The organism is Profundibacterium mesophilum KAUST100406-0324, from assembly GCF_009835145.1.
GTDB lineage: Bacteria > Pseudomonadota > Alphaproteobacteria > Rhodobacterales > Rhodobacteraceae > Profundibacterium > Profundibacterium mesophilum.
In genome coordinates, this window is sequence record NZ_APKE01000016.1 from 22,459 (window position 1) to 41,465 (window position 19,007).

General features: G+C 66.7%; 12 protein-coding genes. 5 read left to right on the plus strand and 7 right to left on the minus strand.

All coding sequences use genetic code 11. The features are described from left to right. Positions 1–280: 280 nt before the first annotated feature. From PMES_RS07235 to PMES_RS07245, 3 genes are all read left to right on the plus strand, one after another. Positions 281–1,420, plus strand: coding sequence for a type III polyketide synthase (locus PMES_RS07235; protein ID WP_159964925.1), 1,140 nt, complete (start codon positions 281–283; stop codon positions 1,418–1,420). Further along, complete coding sequence (locus tag PMES_RS07240) at positions 1,420–1,911, plus strand: isoprenylcysteine carboxyl methyltransferase family protein (protein WP_159965054.1); 492 nt, start codon at positions 1,420–1,422, stop codon at positions 1,909–1,911. Before PMES_RS07235 ends, PMES_RS07240 begins: the two co-directional genes overlap by 1 nt. 97 nt (positions 1,912–2,008) lie before the next feature. After that, on the plus strand, positions 2,009–3,382 hold the full coding sequence (locus tag PMES_RS07245) for an L-serine ammonia-lyase (RefSeq protein ID WP_159964926.1): 1,374 nt from the start codon (positions 2,009–2,011) through the stop codon (positions 3,380–3,382). On the opposite strand, the gene PMES_RS07250 is transcribed toward PMES_RS07245, so the two are convergent. Further along, entirely contained in the window at positions 3,363–4,031 is a 669-nt protein-coding gene (locus tag PMES_RS07250) for a thiamine diphosphokinase (protein WP_159964928.1), read from the minus strand. The genes PMES_RS07245 and PMES_RS07250 overlap by 20 nt on opposite strands. Before the next feature lie 227 nt (positions 4,032–4,258). On the opposite strand from PMES_RS07250, the gene PMES_RS07255 reads away from it, so the two are divergent. Further along, positions 4,259–6,490, plus strand: a complete 2,232-nt coding sequence (locus PMES_RS07255) for a hypothetical protein (protein ID WP_159964930.1) — start codon at positions 4,259–4,261, stop codon at positions 6,488–6,490. Positions 6,491–6,592: 102 nt separating this feature from the next. Here the strand turns inward: PMES_RS07255 and PMES_RS07260 are convergent, their stop codons facing one another. The 6 genes from PMES_RS07260 to PMES_RS07285 all read right to left on the minus strand — a co-directional run bounded on the left by PMES_RS07260 (position 6,593) and on the right by PMES_RS07285 (position 18,277). Further along, positions 6,593–6,820 (minus strand): DUF2842 domain-containing protein, encoded by a 228-nt coding sequence (locus PMES_RS07260; RefSeq protein WP_159964932.1) that lies wholly within the window; start codon positions 6,818–6,820, stop codon positions 6,593–6,595. 9 nt (positions 6,821–6,829) lie between these two features. Further along, a complete protein-coding gene (locus PMES_RS07265; RefSeq protein ID WP_159964933.1) occupies positions 6,830–8,122 on the minus strand; it encodes an adenylosuccinate synthase in 1,293 nt (430 codons plus the stop codon). Between the two features lie 105 nt (positions 8,123–8,227). Then, on the minus strand, positions 8,228–14,038 hold the full coding sequence (locus PMES_RS07270) for a DUF11 domain-containing protein (RefSeq protein WP_159964935.1): 5,811 nt from the start codon (positions 14,036–14,038) through the stop codon (positions 8,228–8,230). 89 nt (positions 14,039–14,127) lie between these two features. Further along, positions 14,128–16,806: an NEW3 domain-containing protein gene (locus tag PMES_RS07275; RefSeq protein WP_159964936.1), complete on the minus strand. Its 2,679-nt coding sequence runs from the start codon at positions 16,804–16,806 to the stop codon at positions 14,128–14,130. Between the two features lie 69 nt (positions 16,807–16,875). Continuing rightward, complete coding sequence (locus PMES_RS07280) at positions 16,876–17,385, minus strand: DUF11 domain-containing protein (RefSeq protein WP_159964938.1); 510 nt, start codon at positions 17,383–17,385, stop codon at positions 16,876–16,878. Positions 17,386–17,662: 277 nt separating this feature from the next. Next, positions 17,663–18,277: a response regulator transcription factor gene (locus PMES_RS07285; RefSeq protein ID WP_201288971.1), complete on the minus strand. Its 615-nt coding sequence runs from the start codon at positions 18,275–18,277 to the stop codon at positions 17,663–17,665. 218 nt (positions 18,278–18,495) lie between these two features. Here PMES_RS07285 and PMES_RS07290 point away from each other — a divergent pair, with 218 nt between their 5' ends. Next, positions 18,496–18,993, plus strand: a complete 498-nt coding sequence (locus PMES_RS07290) for a putative pterin-binding protein (RefSeq protein WP_159964942.1) — start codon at positions 18,496–18,498, stop codon at positions 18,991–18,993. The last annotated feature ends 14 nt before the right edge of the window (positions 18,994–19,007 follow it).

Genomic DNA, 19,007 nt, shown 5'->3' on the forward strand with positions numbered 1-19,007 from the left:
GAACTGCGAGGGTTATAGGCAAATCATCCCGCCGGTGCGAGGAGGTTTTGTCCCGATCTCCCGCGGGCCTCGTTCGGACGGTGCGGGGACGGGCCGCGGGCCGCCGGTTGCGCGCCGAGACGTCCCGAAGCCGCGCGTGCTTGCCTTCCGACGCTGCGGCGCGGGGGCGGGGCACGGGGGCGGGGCGGGGGCACGGGGGCGGGAAACTTTATCGCCGCTCCCCTGTTGGTCCGGGCGCATGCGCAAGGCGCCCGATGGCCGCTGCACGAGGAGACCCGCCATGAACAATCCCCTTCCCCTGACCCGGACGGGCGCCGCGCCGGCCGGCACCGGCATCGCGGCCGGCCCCACGGTCAGGTTGCGCGGATTGGGCACCGCGCTGCCGCCCCATGCCCTGCCCCAGTCGCAGGTGCTCGAGGCCGCGCGCGCGCTTCTGGCGCCGCAATTCCCGCATTTCGAACGTCTCGTGCCGGCATTCGATGCCGCCGGGGTAGAAATGCGTCACTCGGTCGTGCCCATGGACTGGTTCCACGTGCCCCATGGGTGGGAGGAACGCAACGCGGCCTACATGAAAGGCGCGACCGAACTCTTCATCCGGGCAGCAAAGGCCGCGCTCGCCGATGCAAGGATCGCGGCCGCCGAGGTCGATATCGTGGTGACGGTCAGCTCGACCGGCATCGCCACGCCCACACTTGATGCGCAGGCCGCCGGCGCGCTGGGCCTGCGCCCCGACACGCGCCGGGTGCCGCTTTTCGGGCTGGGCTGCGCGGGCGGGGTGACTGGTCTTGCGACCGCACGCGCTCTCGCTGCGGCGAGCCCCGGCGCCACGGTCCTGCTGGTGGCGGTCGAAACCTGTTCGCTGGCCTTCCGCTCGGAGCGCCCGCGCAAGGCCGACATCATCGCGACCGTGCTCTTCGGGGACGGCGCCGCGGCGGCGGTGGTGACATCCGGGGGCGGGCCTCCGGACCCTGCAGCGGAGCCCGGGGGCCGGGGCACGCCGATCGTGCACGAGGGGCATGAACATCGCTGGCCGGACACGCTCGGGATCATGGGCTGGGACGTCAAGGATGACGGTCTGGGCGTCGTCTTCGACCGCTCGATCCCGCAATTCGCGCGCGACGAGTTCCGCGCGGCGGCGATGGCCGCCCTCTCGCGCATGGGGCGCGATGTCGAGGATGTCGAGCGTTTCGTGTGCCACCCCGGCGGCACCAAGGTGATGCTCGCGCTCGAGGAGGCGCTGGACATGCCGCAAGGCCGGCTCGATCACGAGCGCGAGGTGCTGCGCGGTGCGGGCAACATGTCGGCGCCGACAGTGCTTTTCGTGCTCAAGCGTTGCCTCGAGGCAGGGGAGCGCGGAGACCTCGTGATGGCGGCGCTCGGGCCGGGCTTCACCGCCTCGTTCCTGCCGATCACCGCGTGATGGAGACGGCCGCGCCTTGGCTTCTGGGCTTCCTGATCGTCCAGCGCCTCGCCGAGCTGATCTTGGCCAGGCGCAACACCGCACGTCTCCTGGAGCGCGGCGCGCGCGAGGTCGCGCCGGGGCATTACCCGCTCATCGTCCTGCTGCACAGCGCCTGGATCGCCACGCTTTTGTGGTTCGGGCATGACCAGCCGGTCCATCCCGGATGGCTGGCCGTCTTCGCCGCGCTGCAGGGGCTGCGGGTGTGGATCCTCGCCACCCTCGGCGAGCGCTGGACCACCCGCATCATCGTGCTCGACGCGCCCCTCGTCGCCGCCGGCCCGTTCCGCTACCTGCGCCATCCCAACTACACGCTCGTTGTGGCCGAGATCGCGGTGGTGCCGCTCGCCCTCGGGCTGCCACTCATCGCGCTTCTCTTCACCCTGCTCAACGCCGCCGTTCTCGCAATCAGGATCAGGGCCGAGGACCGGGCCCTGCGCGGGTCCACCTGATTTCCCTGGCGCGCCGGGCCCGCGGGGCGTCGGTTTCGCGCTATGGCCTCCAAGCGCGATCGACTACACCTGTCCTGCGGCAAGCGGAGGCACTCGCATGTTCCTTTCGGTATTCGACATGTTCAAGATCGGCATCGGCCCCTCGTCCTCGCACACGATGGGCCCGATGGTCGCTGCCGGACGGTTCCTCGAGACGCTGCGCGGCAGACCGTTCACGGCGGCCGGATTGCGGGTCTCGCTGCACGGCTCGCTCGCCTTCACGGGGGTCGGCCATGCGACCGACAGGGCGGTAATCCTCGGGCTCGCGGGTATCACCCCCGAAAGCTACGACGCCAGTGACGCGCAGGACACGCTGCGCCGGATCGCCGCCGAACGCCGCGTCGAGCCCGGGGCCCTGGGCCGTTTGCGCTTCGATCCCAAGACCGATCTCGTCTTCGACCGCAAGCAGGCCCTGCCCGGCCATGCCAACGGGATGCGCCTGATGGCCACGGACGCGCAGGGCGACGTGATCGCGCAGGAGACCTACTACTCGGTCGGCGGCGGCTTCGTGCTGACCGAGGCCGAGCTTGCCGAGGGACGCGACACCGATGACGGCCCGCCCGTGCCCAACCCCTTCAAGAGCGCGCGGGAAATGCTGGCCATGTGCGCGGCGAAGGGAACGAGCATCGCCGCGCTGAAGCGCGAGAACGAGCTTACGCGACATTCGGCACGAACGCTCGATGCCGGCATGGCCCGGATCTGGGAGGTGATGTCCGACTGCATCGCGCGCGGGCTCGCCGCCGAGGGCACCCTGCCCGGCGGGCTCGATGTGCCGCGCCGTGCCGCGCGGATCCATGGCGCGCTCCTGGCCGAGCGGGGCATGAACCAGCCCGCGCCGCATACGATCAACGACTGGATGTGCGCCTACGCGATGGCGGTCAACGAGGAGAACGCCGCCGGCGGACAGGTCGTCACCGCGCCCACCAACGGCGCCGCCGGGGTGATCCCCGCCGTGATCCGATACTGGCTCGATCACGTCCCCGGCGCGCATCCGTCCCGCCTTCCCGAGTTCCTGTTGACCGCCGCCGCCATCGGCGGGCTCGTCAAGCACAATGCCAGCATCTCAGGCGCCGAATGCGGCTGCCAGGCGGAGGTCGGCAGCGCGAGCGCGATGGGGGCCGCCGGGCTCTGTGCCGTGCTGGGCGGCACGCCGGAGCAGATCGAGAACGCCGCCGAGATCGCGCTCGAGCATCATCTGGGCATGACCTGCGATCCGGTGCGCGGCCTAGTCCAGGTCCCCTGCATCGAGCGCAACGGGCTCGGGGCGATCAAGGCCGTCTCGGCCGCCAGCCTGTCGATGCGCGGCGACGGAACCCATCTCGTGCCGCTCGACGCCGCGATCGAGACGATGCGCCAGACGGGGCGCGACATGAGCGACAAGTACAAGGAAACCGCGCTTGGCGGGCTTGCGGTCAACGTCCCGAACTGCTGAACGCGACAGCGGCGATGGCCGCATCGAGGGCACTGCGCTCCAGAAGGATGATCGTGCCGGGCGCGTCGAAGGCGAGCCTGACGGGTCCGGTGACCCGGTTCGATGTCCCGATCCGCCCCGCGGGAGAAAGCCGCAGCCCGTCGAGGGGCCATTCGATACCCTCCGAACGTCCCATGACCGGCGCCATGGGAAAGACCGAGAGCCGCGCGCCCACCGGCAGATCGAGCGCGATCCCCGCCCCGGCATGCATGGCGACATCCTGCGCCCCGAGCAGCAGGCACGGGACGGGCGCATGTATCAGGGCCACGAGCGCCGCGAGGCTGTGATCGAGGCGACCGCCGCTGAACCCCACGCCGATCACCAGGGGCGCGGCGATCCGGGACAGGCATTTCTGGAAATCCGTGCTGTCCTGCTCGGCGATGTGGTGAAGGCGGCCAGCCGGGAGCCGGGCCGCGTCTCCCGGGGCGAGGGAATCGAGATCGCCGATCACCGCCTCCGGCATCAGGTCCGCGGCAAGCACATGCCCCGCGCCCCCATCGGCCGCCGCGATGCAGGGCGCGCGGGCGACAGAATCGCGAAGCTCCGGCGCGTCGAGCGGGCCGCCCCCGACCAGGGTGACGGGACGCTCGCTCGTCAAGATTTTCGCCATTTCGTCCAAACTCCTTTATAAAACTTCAGAAGCCACAATCTGGCCGCGAAAAGATACCGCTGAATTCCAAGTTCTGTTGAATTCTAGGAACCAATGAGTGGTACACCGTTCCCTGCTGGATCAGGGGAGAAAGCGAGAAACCGATGGTTGGGTCGAACAAGATATTAACGGTATCCTACGGTACGTTTTCGTGCACGCTGGAGGGCTTTGACCAGCCCTTCAACACCATGAAATCAATTGCGGAATACTTCCGTGACCTTGCCGCGGATGATCGATATTTCGGTGCAGAGCCGCCGGTGCCAGATGCCGACATGCTGCACCGGATCGCCGAGCGCGAAATCCAGCGCCGCGTCGAGGCGAAGGTGGAGAAGAACGGCGTGGTGTTGAGGCAGATGGCTCCGCCGGAGCCCGAAGATGCCGATACCGCCCCATTGGACGCCGCGCCTGCCGACGCGGTCCCGGCCGCACGGCCCGCCCCCGGGCAAGCCGTCACGCCCGAGACGGGCGAGGCCGCGGAGGCCGGCAGCGTGGCCGACAAGCTGAGCCGGATCCGCGCCGTCGTTGCCAAGGCCCGTGCCAGCCGCGAGGCCGATGCCTCGGGTGATGCGCCCATCGAGCTTCCCGGCACCCATGCCCGTATTGGCGCCGCCTTCCCGCAAGATGACAGCCCGGTGCCCTTCGCGCCGGTCGAACTCGACGCCGCGCCCGAAACCGGGGATGACGAGGCCGAGCCTGCCGAGACATCCTCCGACGCCCTGAGCAAGCCCACCGGCACCGAAACGGCCGCCGGGCGCCACGCCGCGGAGGAAGCCGAGCGGTCCAAGGCCGAGCGCTTTGCTGCGGAGGACGCCGAACGGGCCGAGGCCGAGCGCCTTGCCGCGGAGGAAGCCGAACGAGCCGAGGCCGAGCGCCTCGCCGCGGAGGAAGCCGAGCGGGCCGAGGCCCAGCGCCTTGCCTCGGAGGAAGCCGAACGGGCCGAGGCCCAGCGCCTCGCCGCGGAGGACGCTGAGCGGGCCGAGGCCGAGCGCCTCGCCGCGGAGGAAGCCGAACGAGCCGAGGCCGAGCGCCTCGCCGCGGAGGACGCCGAACGGGCCGAGGCCGAGCCGTTCGACGACGAAGCGGCAATCGATGCCAAGTTGCTTGCAGCGCGCGAACATGCCGAGGCAAAAGCCGCGCGTATTGCGGCAAGCCTGAAACTGGGCGGGCACGAGCAGGATATCCAGGGAGTGCGGGCCGATGACTCCTCCGGCTCGCCCTTCGATGCGATCGAGAGCGACATGGTCGCGCAGGACGGCACGCCCGCAGAGGCGGAGACGGAGCAGGTGCCCGTGGCCGCGACCGGCCATGACACTCCTCCCGCGCCCCACGACGACGCGGCCGAAACCCCGGCGGCGCCTGCGCGTCCCCATGCCAGGGTGATCAAGCTCAAGCGTCGGGAATTCGAAACCGCGCTGGCCGCCGGTGAGATCGAGGAATACGAGGACGACGCCTCCGATGACGACCAGTTCGTCGAGATCGAGGATGACGGCGACGCGGCGGAGCTCGATGATGCGAACCCCGACGCGGCACGCCGGGAAAGCGGCACGGCGCCTGAGGATGCGCAGGACCCGCTGGCCGTCGATGTGCATTCGCTGGTGCGCGGCAGCTCGCTCGATCCGGAAGATGAAGAGGAGCTGGCCCGCGAGCTGACGGAAGTCGAGCGGGCCGCCGCAAGCCGGCAGCCGCAAGAGGATGCGCGCCCCCGCGACGGGGAACCCGCGCTCGAACGGCTCCTCGACGTGACCAATGCCCGCCTTGGCGACAACGAGGGAAATCGCCGCCGCTCCGCGATTGCCCATCTCAAGGCGGCGGTGGCCGCGACGAAGGCCGACAAGCTGTTGCGGGGCAACCGCGAACGCGACGATGCGGAGGCCCTGAACCGTTTCCGCGACGATCTGGCGAAGGTGGTGCGCCCGCGCCGTCCCGATGCGGAGGGGCCGGTCGACGCGCCCGCACGCCCGCGCCGGCCGGCCGACACGCTGGCGAGCCGTCCCGCTCCGCTGGTCTTGGTCTCGGAGCTGCGCGTCGAGGATGCGGGAACGAGCGCCCCGGTCCGCCCGCGCCGTATCCGCAATCCCGAGGAGGCCCCCGGAGCCCCGCAGGACGCGAGCCGCCAGGACGCGCGCGGCGAAAGCTTTTCCGACTACGTGGCGAAGCTGGGTGCGACGGAGCTGCCGGACATCCTCGAGGCAGCCGCGGCCTATTGCACCTATGTCGAGGGACAGGAGCACCTGTCGCGCCCGCAACTGCTGCGCCGCGCGGCCAGCCTTCATCCCGGCGGTGAGATTACCCGCGAGCAGGGCCTCAAGAGCTTCGGCCACCTGCTGCGTTCAGGCCGCATCCGCAAGCTCGGCCATGGCCGCTTCGCCCTTGCGGAGGAGGCGAAGTATCGCGACGCGAAGCGCAAGTCGGTCAGCTAGGACCGCGGGAGCGCGACACAAGAAAGGGGGCGGCGCCGGTTACCGGACGCCGCCCCCTTCTTTTTCAGGCCAGGCCGCAAAGCGACCAATGGCCCCCGCTTCTCAGTCGCGGCCCTGCGCTTCCGGATCTTCGCGGCCCACGCCGCGAAACACCGCCTTGAACGGCAAGGCCCAGATCACGCCCAGCGCGACATAGACCAGAAGCTCGATCAGGATGCCCGGCCGCCCGAGCCAGGTCATGATGCTGCTGGCCAGCAGGATGTAGATCGGCAGACCCACGAGCAGGATCACCAGGGACCATCGCCGGCGTGCCTTGTAGCTCAATGCCATCGCATGTCCTCAGTCAGAAAAGGGATCGGTGACGAGGATCGTGTCCTCCCGCTCCGGCGAGGTCGAGAGCAATGCCACGGGGCAGTCGATCAATTCCTCGACACGGCGCACATACTTGATCGCATTGGCCGGAAGATCGGCCCAGCTCCGGGCCCCTTCGGTCGATTCCTGCCAGCCCGGCATCGTCTCGTAGACCGGCTTGCAGCGCGCCTGCTGATCGGCAGCGGTCGGCAAATGGTCGAGCGCGGTGCCATCAAGCTCGTAACCAACGCAGATCTTCAGCTCGTCGAACCCGTCGAGCACGTCGAGCTTCGTCAATGCGATGCCCGAAACGCCGGATGTTGCGCAGGTCTGGCGCACCAGGACGGCGTCGAACCAGCCGCAACGCCGTTTGCGTCCCGTAACGGTGCCGAATTCATGGCCCCGCTCGCCGAGACGCTGACCGGTCTCGTCCTTGAGTTCGGCGGGAAATGGCCCCTCGCCCACGCGGGTGGTATAGGCCTTCACGATTCCGAGCACGAAATCGATCGCCCCCGGCCCGATGCCCGTCCCCGTGGCGGCCTGCCCCGCGATGACATTCGAGGAGGTGACGAATGGATAGGTACCGAAGTCGATGTCGAGCAGGGCACCCTGCGCACCTTCGAAGAGGATGCGCTTGCCGGCGCGGCGCTTCTCGTTCAGCACCTTCCAGACCGGCGCGGCATAGGGCAGTACCTGCCGGGCAATCTCGTGCAGGGCGGCGAGCAAGGCGTCGCGGTCCACCGGATCGAGGCCGAGGCCGCGGCGCAGGGCATCGTGATGCACCAATGCGCGGTCGACCCGGAGCTCGAGCGTCGTCTCATCCGCCAGATCGGCCACCCGAACCGAGCGCCTGCCAACCTTGTCCTCGTAGGCGGGACCGATCCCGCGCCCCGTGGTGCCGATTTTCGCGACCGTGCTCTGGTTCTCCCGTGCCCGGTCGAGCTCGCCATGGATCGGCAGGATCAGCGGGGTGTTCTCCGCGATCATCAGGTTGCCCGGGGAAATCTCCACCCCCTGCCCGCGCAGCTTCTCGATCTCTTCCACGAGATGCCACGGATCGAGGACGACCCCGTTGCCGATCACGCTGAGCTTGCCACCGCGCACGATCCCGGAGGGCAGAAGGCTCAGCTTGTAGACCTTGCCATCGATGACCAGCGTATGGCCGGCATTGTGCCCGCCCTGGAAGCGCGCGATCACGTCGGCACGCTCGCTGAGCCAATCGACGATCTTGCCTTTACCTTCGTCGCCCCATTGGGCGCCCACCACCACGACATTGGCCATGCGCTGATCTCCTCGCTGCAACCGCAGCCCTCTTATCGGCCCGGAGCCAGTCGTGAAACCTAAAAACGTGCCATGCGGGCCATCGTCCGGCCCGCGGCCGCGCCGTCAGTCATCCAGGAAGCGATCGAGCCGGTCCCAAAGACCCTCGTCGAGCTTCAACCGCAGGCGCAGGTAAAGGCCGTCGCGGTAATGCTCGAACGCGTTCGGCGCACGGTCACGGCCCTTGTTGTAACCCAACGACAGAAGCGCACCATCACTGACGACGAGCCCGCCTTCGATCCCGACGGCGCTGTCGGAATATCCCTGGTCGTCCCACATGTGATAAGCGTTCACCCCGGCCTCGAACCTGTTCGGGATCGCCTCGAACTTGGCCCCCGCCTGGACCAGCTGCATCAAGCCATCGACGCGGAAATCGGCGCCGGTGTCGAAACGGTTGGTCTGACCGGCGTATTTCGCATTCAGATGCAGACGGTCGCTGGCGCGCCAGGTTCCGGCGAGCGACCACAGATGCTGCTCGTCGAGACGGTCCTTGCGGTCATAGCGGTGTTCGTACCACGCAAGCGCGTTGAAGCGGTCATCCTCGATCGGGCGCCAGGCCGCACCCAGGCGCATGCGGTGGCGCAGCCGGTCCTCGCCCTCGCCGCGCTTGTCCTGCGCGAAACGGCTGCGGGCCAGGAGGCTGAGCTCGGGCGTGATCTGCGCACCGACCCCGAGATTGGCGTAAAGCGTGCGCCCGTCCTCCTCGAAGGTCTGGTCGAGGTCGGCATCCGCGATCCAGCGCCCATCGCGCGAGGCCCATTTCGCCCCTAGGGCCACGCTGGTCAGATCGCCGCCCTCGCCGCTGATCTTGCGGGCATGCTCCACGGCAAGGCGCATCGACAACTGCCGGGTGACGTTGAACTCGCTGGCCAGACCCTGCACGAGCTCCCGGTTCGGATCCCGATGACTGTCCTCGGCAAATTCCGTGCGCCCTGTCAGCCATTCGGTCAGGCGGTATTCGACACCGAAGCGCGAACGGTCCGTCCCGGCCGCGCGCCCGAACTCGGGGTAGTTCAGCTCGGTCCTGGCAAAGATCTTGAGGCCGGGACGCAATTCGTACTGGGCCCCGAAAGTCAGGCCGATCTCGCCATCGCCCAGCAGGGGAAGGCGCCCGTCGATCGTCATCTTCAATCCGGGCCGGTCCGCCGGCCGCCATTCCGCGCCTAGCAGCAGGTTCCCTTCGGTGCCCCTCGTGCCCGGCTCGATATCGCGGCGCAGTTCAATCCCTCCGCTCACCTGCATGGCTTCGGAGAGGTGATGGACATACTGCCCGCTGAGGGAAACGGCCTGAGTGCCGTTGATGCGGTCGGCGATATAATCGGCCCCGAGGACAAGGCGGTTCTTTTCGCCAAGGCGCCGCTCGTAATCTATGCCGAAGTTCAGGGTTCCGGCCTGCACGCTGGTGCCCATCGGCGCAAAGCCCGTTTCGGCATAGGCGGCCTCGATCTTCAGGGCACTGTCCTCCTCGCGCAGCGCATAGCTCAGCCGGACGGCATTGCCCGCCTGGTCCGCACCATCGTCGGAATGCGCAGCCTCGATCTCGAGCGTGCCGGTTTCGCCGATCTTGCGCGTGAGGAAAGCCGCCGCGAGGCTGCGGCGCTCGGGCGTTCCACGCGCCCCGTCGGCGCGCAGGATACGCAGACCGGCACGGGTATGCTCGGACAGATCGTAGATGGCCTCTGCCCCGTAATACCAGTACTTGTCGGTAGCGTTGCCATCGACTTGGTAGGTGAAGCGGACCGAGATCGGATTGCCATCCTCGTCGAACTGGCGAACCGGGCTGTCGAAGACGACCGTGTTGCGGAAGTAGTCGAGCACGTAGTCACGAAGCCCCTGCATCCGCGTCTGCGACAGAACGATCCCGGTCTCGCGGTCTCTCACCAGGATATCCACCTGATCCGATCCGGACCGGAAGTCGGTCAGATCAACATCGTAGGGACCGGAGACGCCGCGTCCCTCGAATTCGATGACCCGATTCTCCTGGTCGGTCCGTGCGGCGAAAAGCGTGACACCGACCTTTTCTTTTTCCCAATGCGCCTTCACGCCCGTCGTCAGGTCACGGTAGCCGCCGAGCCGGAAAGCGGGATCCGACGGTTCGATGGCGAAATCCCCGTAAAGCACATAGGAGGCGCCGCGCTCGACCTTGACGAAGAGCTTCGTCGACGATTGCGCGTCGAACCCGCGTTCCGATTTGTCGCCGTAGACGGGGTAGTACTCATCCGTCGCGATGTCGCGGAAGAGCCGGTCTTCGGTATCGCGATCACTGCTGTAGCGCAGGGTAAGCAGACGGTCGCCGCGAATGCGCCCCTTCAGGTAGACCTCCCCGCGCAGGCCCGTCGCCGTATCCTCGAAGGGCGACAGATCGTCGGGGTTGGAGGGATCATAAGCGCCGCCCAGCGCGACGGCTCCCTCGATCACGCCCACCAGAACACGCTGCTCCAGATCCGGGGTGAAGAGGATATCGGCGCTGGCCTGGCCGAACGCGCTGCGCACGGAAATCCGCTGCGAGCCAGACACCTGAGGAGCGTTCAGACCGAAACTCGCCTCACCATTGTCTATGAAGGCCTGGATGCCGGGGCGATCGCTGCGGATATCGGTCACGTCCCAAGAGGCCGCTCCCGCATCGAGCGTGACGATCCCGGAGGCGCGCACCGGTTTGCCCCGGGCGTCGAGCACGCGCACGACGACCGGCACGACGGTGCCCGGAACGGCAGGAGCACTCGGCGGCGCGACGACTTCCAGGCGTTCGGGATCGCCCGGCGCGCTGAGCGTCAGCTCGGCCGACTGGCGCTCGTTGCCGAACGGGTCGAGCCCGGCCAGACGAAGCGTGTTCTCGCCTGCACCGAGGCCCACGGCGACATACTCGACCGCCTGCACATTGCCCCCTTCCCAGACCGTGCGCTCACCGATCCGCGAAGCCGGCACTGACTTGCCGTTCACATAAAGCATCAGGCGCAGATCGGCCGGGCCCTTCACCCGCAAGGTCACGTTGCGACCGAGCGAATGGGCGCCGTCCTCGGCATCCATGAAGGACAGCTTGCCGCTCAGCGTCTTGATGATCCGCTCGAGACTCGGCCGGGCGCTGTCGCTGCCTTGCATGCCGGACGCGCCGGACGCATCGAGCTGGTCGCCGGCGCCGGCCGCGGGCATGGACATGTTGGCCGCCTTCGTGGCCGGCACGGCAGCCTGCATCTGGGCCGCGAGATCGGCAGGAGCGCCGATGATCTGGCTCGTGGTGGCAAGCCCCGCCTCGCTGCGCACGCTGCGCGTCTGGGCGCGGGCCGCCTCGATCGGGAGGTCGGATTGCAGGTTGCCCCCCGATGCCGGCCGGTCATCGAACGTGGCGCGGCGCTGCTCGATCTGTTCGAGCTGATCGGCGCTGCAGCCAATGAGGGGGAAATCCTCTGCCCGCAGCTCGCCGCGCGTCAGGGCGACCAGCCGCGATCCGGGACGGTTCATCTCGCCCACACGTCCGGGTCTCGGGGTCGTGCCGGCGGGCAGGGTCTGCTGGCGCAGCGACAGGACATGGGAAACCGGGCGCATGCCGAAGAGGGAGTAGCGGCCCTCGCGATCCGTCACCACCGCGAGCCCCTCCTGGGTCACGATCCGCACGCCAGGAACCCCCGGCTCGCGCGCATCGCGCCGGCCATCCGCGTCGCAATCGAGATAGACGGTGCCCAGAATGGTTGCCTGGCGGGAGAAGACACCGCTGTCGGTATCGAGCTTGACGGTGGCGCGGGCCACGGCCGATCCGCGCGGCTGCCCCGTTCCCGCCTGGATGCCGGAGAGTTCCGCGTCATTGTGCTTTCGTCCCGCCCGGGCCTGCGGTACGAACCGCAGGACATAGGACAGCTCGCGCGAGGAAAGAGGTCCGATCGTGTCCAACTCGAAGACATGCTGCCCGCCCGCCCCGATTTGCGGATCACCCACCGAAACGCCGTCGAGCATCGTGGTTCCGGGAACCATCACCGCCCCCTCCGGCAAGGTGTCGCTGATTCGCGCACGAAGCAGCGCCTGGTTCATCAAGTTCTTCGCCGACAGGGTGTAGGTGACGTATTCGCCAGTGTTCACCCGCCGCTTGCTGGCATTCTTATCGAGCGTCACGGGCAGTGTGTAGAATGGATCGAGCGGCAGATCGACCATCCTGACCGGACCGCCCGTGTGATCGAACGCCTCTCCGAAGGATGCCCCGGGACGCACATGCCTCGCAAATCCGGCGAAAGCGGTGCGCACGGAGGGGAAGACATAGCGTTCGGGCGGCTGCACATCGAAGCGGTAGCGGCCCGCGGGCAGCACGCCGAGGCTGACGAAGCCACGCGCGTTCGAGTCCGTCTCGGCCGCGACGCGTCCCGCCATGTCAAGAACCCGGACCCGGGCCCCCTCGACCGGGGCGTCGGTCACGCTGTCGAAGACGAACAGGCCGGGATCGATCATCAGTTCGGCCGTCACCGGCAGCGGACCGCAGAAGACCAGGGCCGTTAGGGTATCACCTTCGCTCGAGGCGATTACTCCGTCGAAAGGAACGCTCTGCTCCATGCGGCTGATCGGCAGGCCCGGGGTCACAAAGACGCCGGTATTCGCCCCCGTCTCGATCCCGCGCGTGGTCTCGATATCACCGGTCAGGGCGCTCATCACCTCGATGGTAACCCGGTCGATCTCGGTCGTGGCATTGCATGCTCCCGATGAGAGCGCGAGCCGCGCATCCGTGCCAAGCTGGCCGTAGGCGATGGGAACGGATGTCTGGGGGTCGATGAAATCCATGACCGGCGGTGCGCCTACGCCGCGTACCATCGTCACCTCGTTGGACGGGATGGTGATGAACCCTTCGTCCGAGCTGATATAGGTCTCGGCGCGGTTCCGGACGGTGACCGCCCCCATGGCCGCCGGAACCAGCACAGTGAAATCGATCGTGTCGGTCCGGCTGACCGGATAATCGCCGGGCGCGAGAAAGCCGAGCGCGTCGATATCCCGCAGATCATCGGGCAGTTGGGAGACATAGCTATGGCGTGGAGCGCCGCGCAGATGGAACAGGGGCACGTTGCGTCCGGTATCGCCGACGGAAAGCAGCACCGTGTTGAGCGGCAGCGAATCGCGCAGGATGACCCCCCAGCGCGCCTGGCCGTCGACGGTGATGGCCTGCCCGTCGACATTGTCATAGGCAATGGCGTCGGTCTCGGCATTGTTGCGCAGCTCGAGCCAGTAGGTCAGCTCCTCGCCGGCCTGGGTGTCGCGCCGGCTCATCCACTTGCGCAACTGCAATGTCTGATCGGTGATCGTCACCGTTCCGACCGCCTGACCGGCGACGGCGGCCTGCATGCCGGACCACATCGAGACGGCACGCACGTCGAGACGGGTCTCCGCGGTATCGTCGATCTGCGCGCCGGCCTCGAGGCCGAAGGCGTAGATCAGGTGCACGATCTCATCGATCTCGACGATGATCGCATCATCGGGTGAAATTTCGGGGTCACCCGGATCGATCCGGCCGTTGCCGTCCACATCGTGGATCAGACGGGTACGCGACAGAAGCGTTCCCTCGTTCCCGGTCAAAAGCCGAGGCGTGGCGGCGAGCGGCACATTGCCGGTATTGACCAACTGGAAATGATGTTCAGCAAAGACACCGCGCGAGAGGAGCAGGTTCGACGCTCCGATCACCTCGATCGCCGGCACCTCGTCCATCACCGCTTCGACCCGGTTCGACACCAGAACCTCGGTGAAGCCGAGACGGCCGTTCCAGTAGCTTGCGCTGGCCGTGCTCTGGATCGCGGACCCGGCGGGAAGTGTCTGGGCCTGCGTATCGACCACGGTGCCCAGGATGGCGGCGGCGGCAACGGCAGCGGCAAGGCATGCCCGCCTGAAAAGAGATGATTGCAATGACATTGGAGCTCCGCTCTTTGTGCGACATGCACAGGTTCTTCGCAGTGCAGAGAACGGCGCGCCGGGGGGTCCCGGCGCGCCGCGAACCGAGCTTACTGGTTGACCTTCACGGTGAACTCGATGCGGGCAAAGGCGCCCGGAACGACCGTGTTGTGCTGGCTGTCGATGCTCGTGCCGGTCATCGTGACCGAGCTCGACGGCTCAGCGGGGAACACCTCGTAGTCGCAGGCTCCGCTGCAGGTGTGCATGACCGTGTATGCCGGTGCGACGTCCCGGATGCGCACATTGCCGGCATTCGCCGTCCCGGTATTTTCCGCCTCGATGAGGTAGCGGATGCACTGACCCGGCTCGACGTCCTGGCGCACCTTGGTGAAGGTTCCTCCGGTCCCGGCATTGTCGTTGCAGGTCGCGTCGACATACTGGAACTTCTGCAAGGTCACGTCGCCCGAGACGATTACGATCCGGTCCTCGACGGACTGGTTGGTGTCGTTCGTATCGGTCTTCGTGTTCGCGTTGAGCGTCTGGCCAAGCGAGAGGGTCGCGACCTCGGTGACGCCGGCCGTCGCGGTGGAGGGCGTCTGTACCCGGTAGATCAGCGAGATGCTGTCGCCGGCCGCGATCCCGTTGGAGCCGGGTGCGACGCCGTCGGTGAGGTCGTTGAAATTGTCGATCACGCCTTCCGTCGCGTCGATGACCCCGTTGTCATTCGCATCCCAGTAGATCGCGCCGGAGAAGTTCGACAGGCCGGATTGAAGGATGTCGCCCTCGTTGATCGCGATGTTCGAGAAGTTGGTGACGGTGTGGATCATGTCCACGACGCCGCCGGGCCCGGCCTGGGTCGATTGGTCGGCGACGATGCCGATATCGATGACCTCGTTGATGGTCACCTGGTTGACGATGCGATCGGCTTGGCCGGAAACGGACGAGGCGACCTTGATGTCGACGTCATGGTTGCTCGGGGGCGTGCCCTCGGGCGGCGTGACGACGACGTTGAAGGTCTTGGACGCACCCGCCGAGATCGTTCCGGTATTGCTGACCAGCGTACCGTCATCGAGCTTGAATTCGACGGTCCAGCCCAGAGGCAGGGGGGTGTTGAGGGACAGGTTGTAGCTGTCGGAGGTCGGGCCGTTATTCTCGACTTTCATCGGGAAGGTGACAGGCGCGCCTGGATCGGTGCTGTAGGTGAGCCAGGGCGAGTTATCCGGTTGGCGCGGATTGGCGAGATCGCCCGCCGCCGTCGGATCCTGGTTCTCGAGATCGACCGCCGCCGGAAGGACCTGACCGGTGAATTCGGCGTTCGAGTTGTCGAAGGCCCCGTTGCTGTCGGAGATCGTGCGCACCGTCGCGGTGTACTCGGAGGTGGTCACCGGCGGCACGTCGGTCGGCAGGGTCGCAAGCAGGGTGACCTTGATCGAATCACCCGAGGCGAGCGGCCCGACGGAGCCCACGATCGGCGTGGCGCCATCGGCTCCGACCATGCGGAACGTGGTGCCGGCCGGAAAGTCGACATTGTTGACGTCGAGCGTGTAGCTGTCGGTCTGGTTGGAGGTGTTCGAGATCACGAACTCGAAGGGGATGGTCGCACCCTGGAAGACGTCCACATTGTCGGCGACGATGTCGTTATAGGGAACGGTCGGGTGATTGTCCGTATCGGTCGCGGAAACGACGGCGGTGTTGCGCGTGCCATCGGGATTGATCGCGGTATCGTCGATCTCGACGGTGAACTTCTCGTCGACCGCGACGGTGGCGGTGTTGGAGTCGGGGAACGCGGTTCCGTCGACGGACTGCTTGGCGGTGTTGGGAATGATCCCCGCATCGGCGGTGTCGTTGATCACCGCGCGGAAGGTCACCTTGCCCGACCGGCCGGAAGGCACATCGGAAACCCGGAACTGGACGTTCTGCCCGTCATCCCAGTCCCAGAAGATCTGCTTGCCACCGCCATTCGTGGCGTCGGGATCGATCGCCGGATCGTTGTTGTCGTTCAGCTGGGTCGCCGGACCGCTATCGGACCAGCGCGCGGAGCCCGGAACGTAGTCGAGGCGTCCATCGAGGGCGTCGGTGACAAGGTAGTTGTCCGCCGCCGCGAGGCCGGTGCTCGAATATGTCAGGGTGATCGTCACCTCGTCGCCGATATCAACCAGCGTACTGCTGGCACCGCCCGAGGCATCGACGGTCATGGATTTCACCACCTCGACGATCGCGCCGGTCGAGATGGTCAGCGTGTCGGTGTTGGTCGCGACGATGGTGCCGTCGAGCACGCTCGTCGCGGTCACGGCAATGGTGTCGTTCCCGGTCTGCGTGGAATCGGCCGTCGCCTCGATGATGAAGCCGAACTGCTCGCCCGGCGCCAGGACCGGCGTGCTGGTGATAGGCGTCGCGCTGTCGGCGACACCGTCAAGATTGGCATCGGGATAGAAGACCAGCGTGGTGTTGAGCGTTCCGGTCCCTTGTTCGGCCGCGACAAGATCGAAGGAATCGGGCCCGTTGCCGTCATTGGTGACGACATGCGGCAGGAATGCCTTGCCGCCCGGCGCGATCGCTTCGTTGTTGTCCGACGTCATGGAGACACCGGCGATCTGCTGGACGACCGTCTCGACCTTGTTGGAGGTGACGGTGATCTGATCGCCGGAGCTGTTGGTATAGGTGGCGACGGCCTGGTTGCCGATCACCGATCCTGCCTCGGGACCCGCGGCGTAGACCGCGGTGCCCAGAACCGACACGAATGCCAGCGCGCTGCAGCAGTTGCGCTTGGAAAGAGCGTTGTATCTCACTTGACTTCACCTCTGTTATCATTGGTATTTTCAGGAAAGAACACGAAATGGAGCACGTCCCCGCGGGGATCAGTTGACCACCACGCGATACGTGTTGACGGCATCACCACCACCGGGCAGCGCTGCACCCAGGCTCCACCGCACGGCCGTCACGGCCTCGGCCGGCAGCGGCTCCAGCCGCTCCTTGCCATCCTCGTCGATGACCTTGCGAAAGGCCGGGAGGACGGACCATTCAAGGCCCGGGGTCTCCGGCTCCATCTCGGCCTGAATCTCGAAACGGGCGTCGACGGAGCTGGATTGCGAACCGAAGGTGATCGTGACGCCTTCGGGCACCGGCGCCTGCACGACCAATCCGGTCAGGGCGTCTTCGGTACTGTTTGAATGAACGATGGAATATTCGATCGTCTCGCCGGGACGGACCTTCTTGCGTTCGACGAGCGCCTCCGTGCCGTCTTCGTTCAACTCGACGATGCGGTAGTCGAACAGGCTTCTGAGGGCGTCCGCCGAGGCCGCCTGGGTGCCGGCGACGAGCGCCAAGGCGACGCTGGCCGCGAGATGGGAAGCATGGGGAAACGGCATCTGGTCTATCCTCCGATTCAACGAAACGGACACTTGGAAACGTGTCCCGTCCGTGTGGTTTTCACTTCGTCCGGCATGTTCCGGATCGATGCCCACTTGTCGCTTAAGGAGGTAAATTATCTAATACCCTCAGAGGGATGAGGGTCGGCGCAGAGTGGTAGAAATGGGACCAAATGGATGGGTATTGTCTCTTTGGGATAGGAGCCCCGCGGGAGCGAACGCGAAAGGGGCCGCTCCTTGGGAGGCGGCCCCTTGCAATTCGTCCTTTCCGGCGGTTTCAGACGTAACCGGCATCCTTCGCGATCATCGCGGCATGGGTGCGGTTGCGCGCGCTGAGCTTTCGGCAGAGCGTCTTGACATGCAGCTTGACCGTCACTTCGCGCAAGGAAAGCTTGCGCGCGATCTCCTTGTTCGCCCAGCCGTTGGTAAGGCCGACGAGGACCTGCCGCTCGCGCGGCGAGAGCGTCTCGTCGAAGGCATGCGCGGTATCCGCCTCGCTCTGTGCCATGAGCGCGACGGGTGCGAAGACCTCGCCGGCGGCCATGAAGCGGATCGCGTTGAGCAACGAGCGTGCCGAGAGCGTCTTGGGCAGGAAGCCCGAAGCCCCGCCAGCCAGGGCGGCATCCGCGGCACGGCGCGTGGTCGTGCCGGAGATGATCCCGACGGGCTGCATCTTGTTCGCCGCCCGCGCGCGCTCGAGTCCTTCGAGACCGTTCATGCCCGGCATCTCCAGATCGAGCAGGACGACATCGAAGGGCCCATGCTTGGCGATCGTGCTCAACGCTTTCTCGAGATCGGGCGCGACGCTGACCTCGCTGCGGCCCTGATCGACGAGATAGGCGGCCAATGTCTCGCGCACCAGATCATGATCGTCGGCGATTAGAATCTGCATCATCATTACTTCCTTGTCATCGATCCGAACGACCCTGCGCGCACGATCGCGGCGGCTCCGACTGTTCCGCCATGACCCCGGTCAAACGAAGGAACGCCCTATCCAGAGGGATAGGAGCCGTATCCTTCTGTCTCGACCCTTATCCCGCCGGGCGGCTTAAAATGACGTAAAAGACCCCGGATGATCGGCCCGGCGAGACAGAACGAAAGGTCGCGGGAATGGATCAGGACAGAAGACGGTGCCTGCGCGGGATGTCGGCCGCGATCGCCGGCACGGTCGTGACATGGCCCGCATCCAAAGCGCGGGCCGCGAAGGCGAGCCTGCTGATCCTCGAGCACCGGGCGAGCTCGGTCGCCCTCGGCCTCGACGACCTCACGCTCATGCCGAGCACCCAGTTCGTGACCAACACGATCTGGACCAGGGGACCGCAGACCTTCCGCGGCGTCCAGCTTTGCGATCTCGTCGCATGGGCCGGGGCGCAAAACATGCGCAACATCGACGCCCATGCCGCCAACGAGTTCGTGAGCCGCATCCCGATGAGCGATGCCGTTCCGGGCGGGCCTCTGATCGCCTATCTGCGCAACGGCAAGCCGATGCACCGCCGCGATATGGGGCCTTTATGGCTGGTTTACCCTTATGACAGCAATTCCAGGTATCGAGACGCGGAGACCTACGCGCGCAGCGTCTGGCAGCTCGTGCGCCTGCGCCTGCATTGAACCCCGATTCGACG

Excerpts from the sequence above, each read along its gene's own strand:
- PMES_RS07235 (WP_159964925.1), top strand. The coding sequence starts at position 281 with ATGAACAATCCCCTTCCCCTGACCCGGACGGGCGCCGCGCCGGCCGGC.
- PMES_RS07240 (WP_159965054.1), top strand. The coding sequence starts at position 1,420 with ATGGAGACGGCCGCGCCTTGGCTTCTGGGCTTCCTGATCGTCCAGCGC.
- PMES_RS07245 (WP_159964926.1), top strand. The coding sequence starts at position 2,009 with ATGTTCCTTTCGGTATTCGACATGTTCAAGATCGGCATCGGCCCCTCG.
- PMES_RS07250 (WP_159964928.1), bottom strand. The coding sequence starts at position 4,031 with ATGGCGAAAATCTTGACGAGCGAGCGTCCCGTCACCCTGGTCGGGGGC.
- PMES_RS07255 (WP_159964930.1), top strand. The coding sequence starts at position 4,259 with ATGAAATCAATTGCGGAATACTTCCGTGACCTTGCCGCGGATGATCGA.
- PMES_RS07260 (WP_159964932.1), bottom strand. The coding sequence starts at position 6,820 with ATGGCATTGAGCTACAAGGCACGCCGGCGATGGTCCCTGGTGATCCTG.
- PMES_RS07265 (WP_159964933.1), bottom strand. The coding sequence starts at position 8,122 with ATGGCCAATGTCGTGGTGGTGGGCGCCCAATGGGGCGACGAAGGTAAA.
- PMES_RS07270 (WP_159964935.1), bottom strand. The coding sequence starts at position 14,038 with ATGTCATTGCAATCATCTCTTTTCAGGCGGGCATGCCTTGCCGCTGCC.
- PMES_RS07280 (WP_159964938.1), bottom strand. The coding sequence starts at position 17,385 with ATGCCGTTTCCCCATGCTTCCCATCTCGCGGCCAGCGTCGCCTTGGCG.
- PMES_RS07285 (WP_201288971.1), bottom strand. The coding sequence starts at position 18,277 with ATGCAGATTCTAATCGCCGACGATCATGATCTGGTGCGCGAGACATTG.
- PMES_RS07290 (WP_159964942.1), top strand. The coding sequence starts at position 18,496 with ATGGATCAGGACAGAAGACGGTGCCTGCGCGGGATGTCGGCCGCGATC.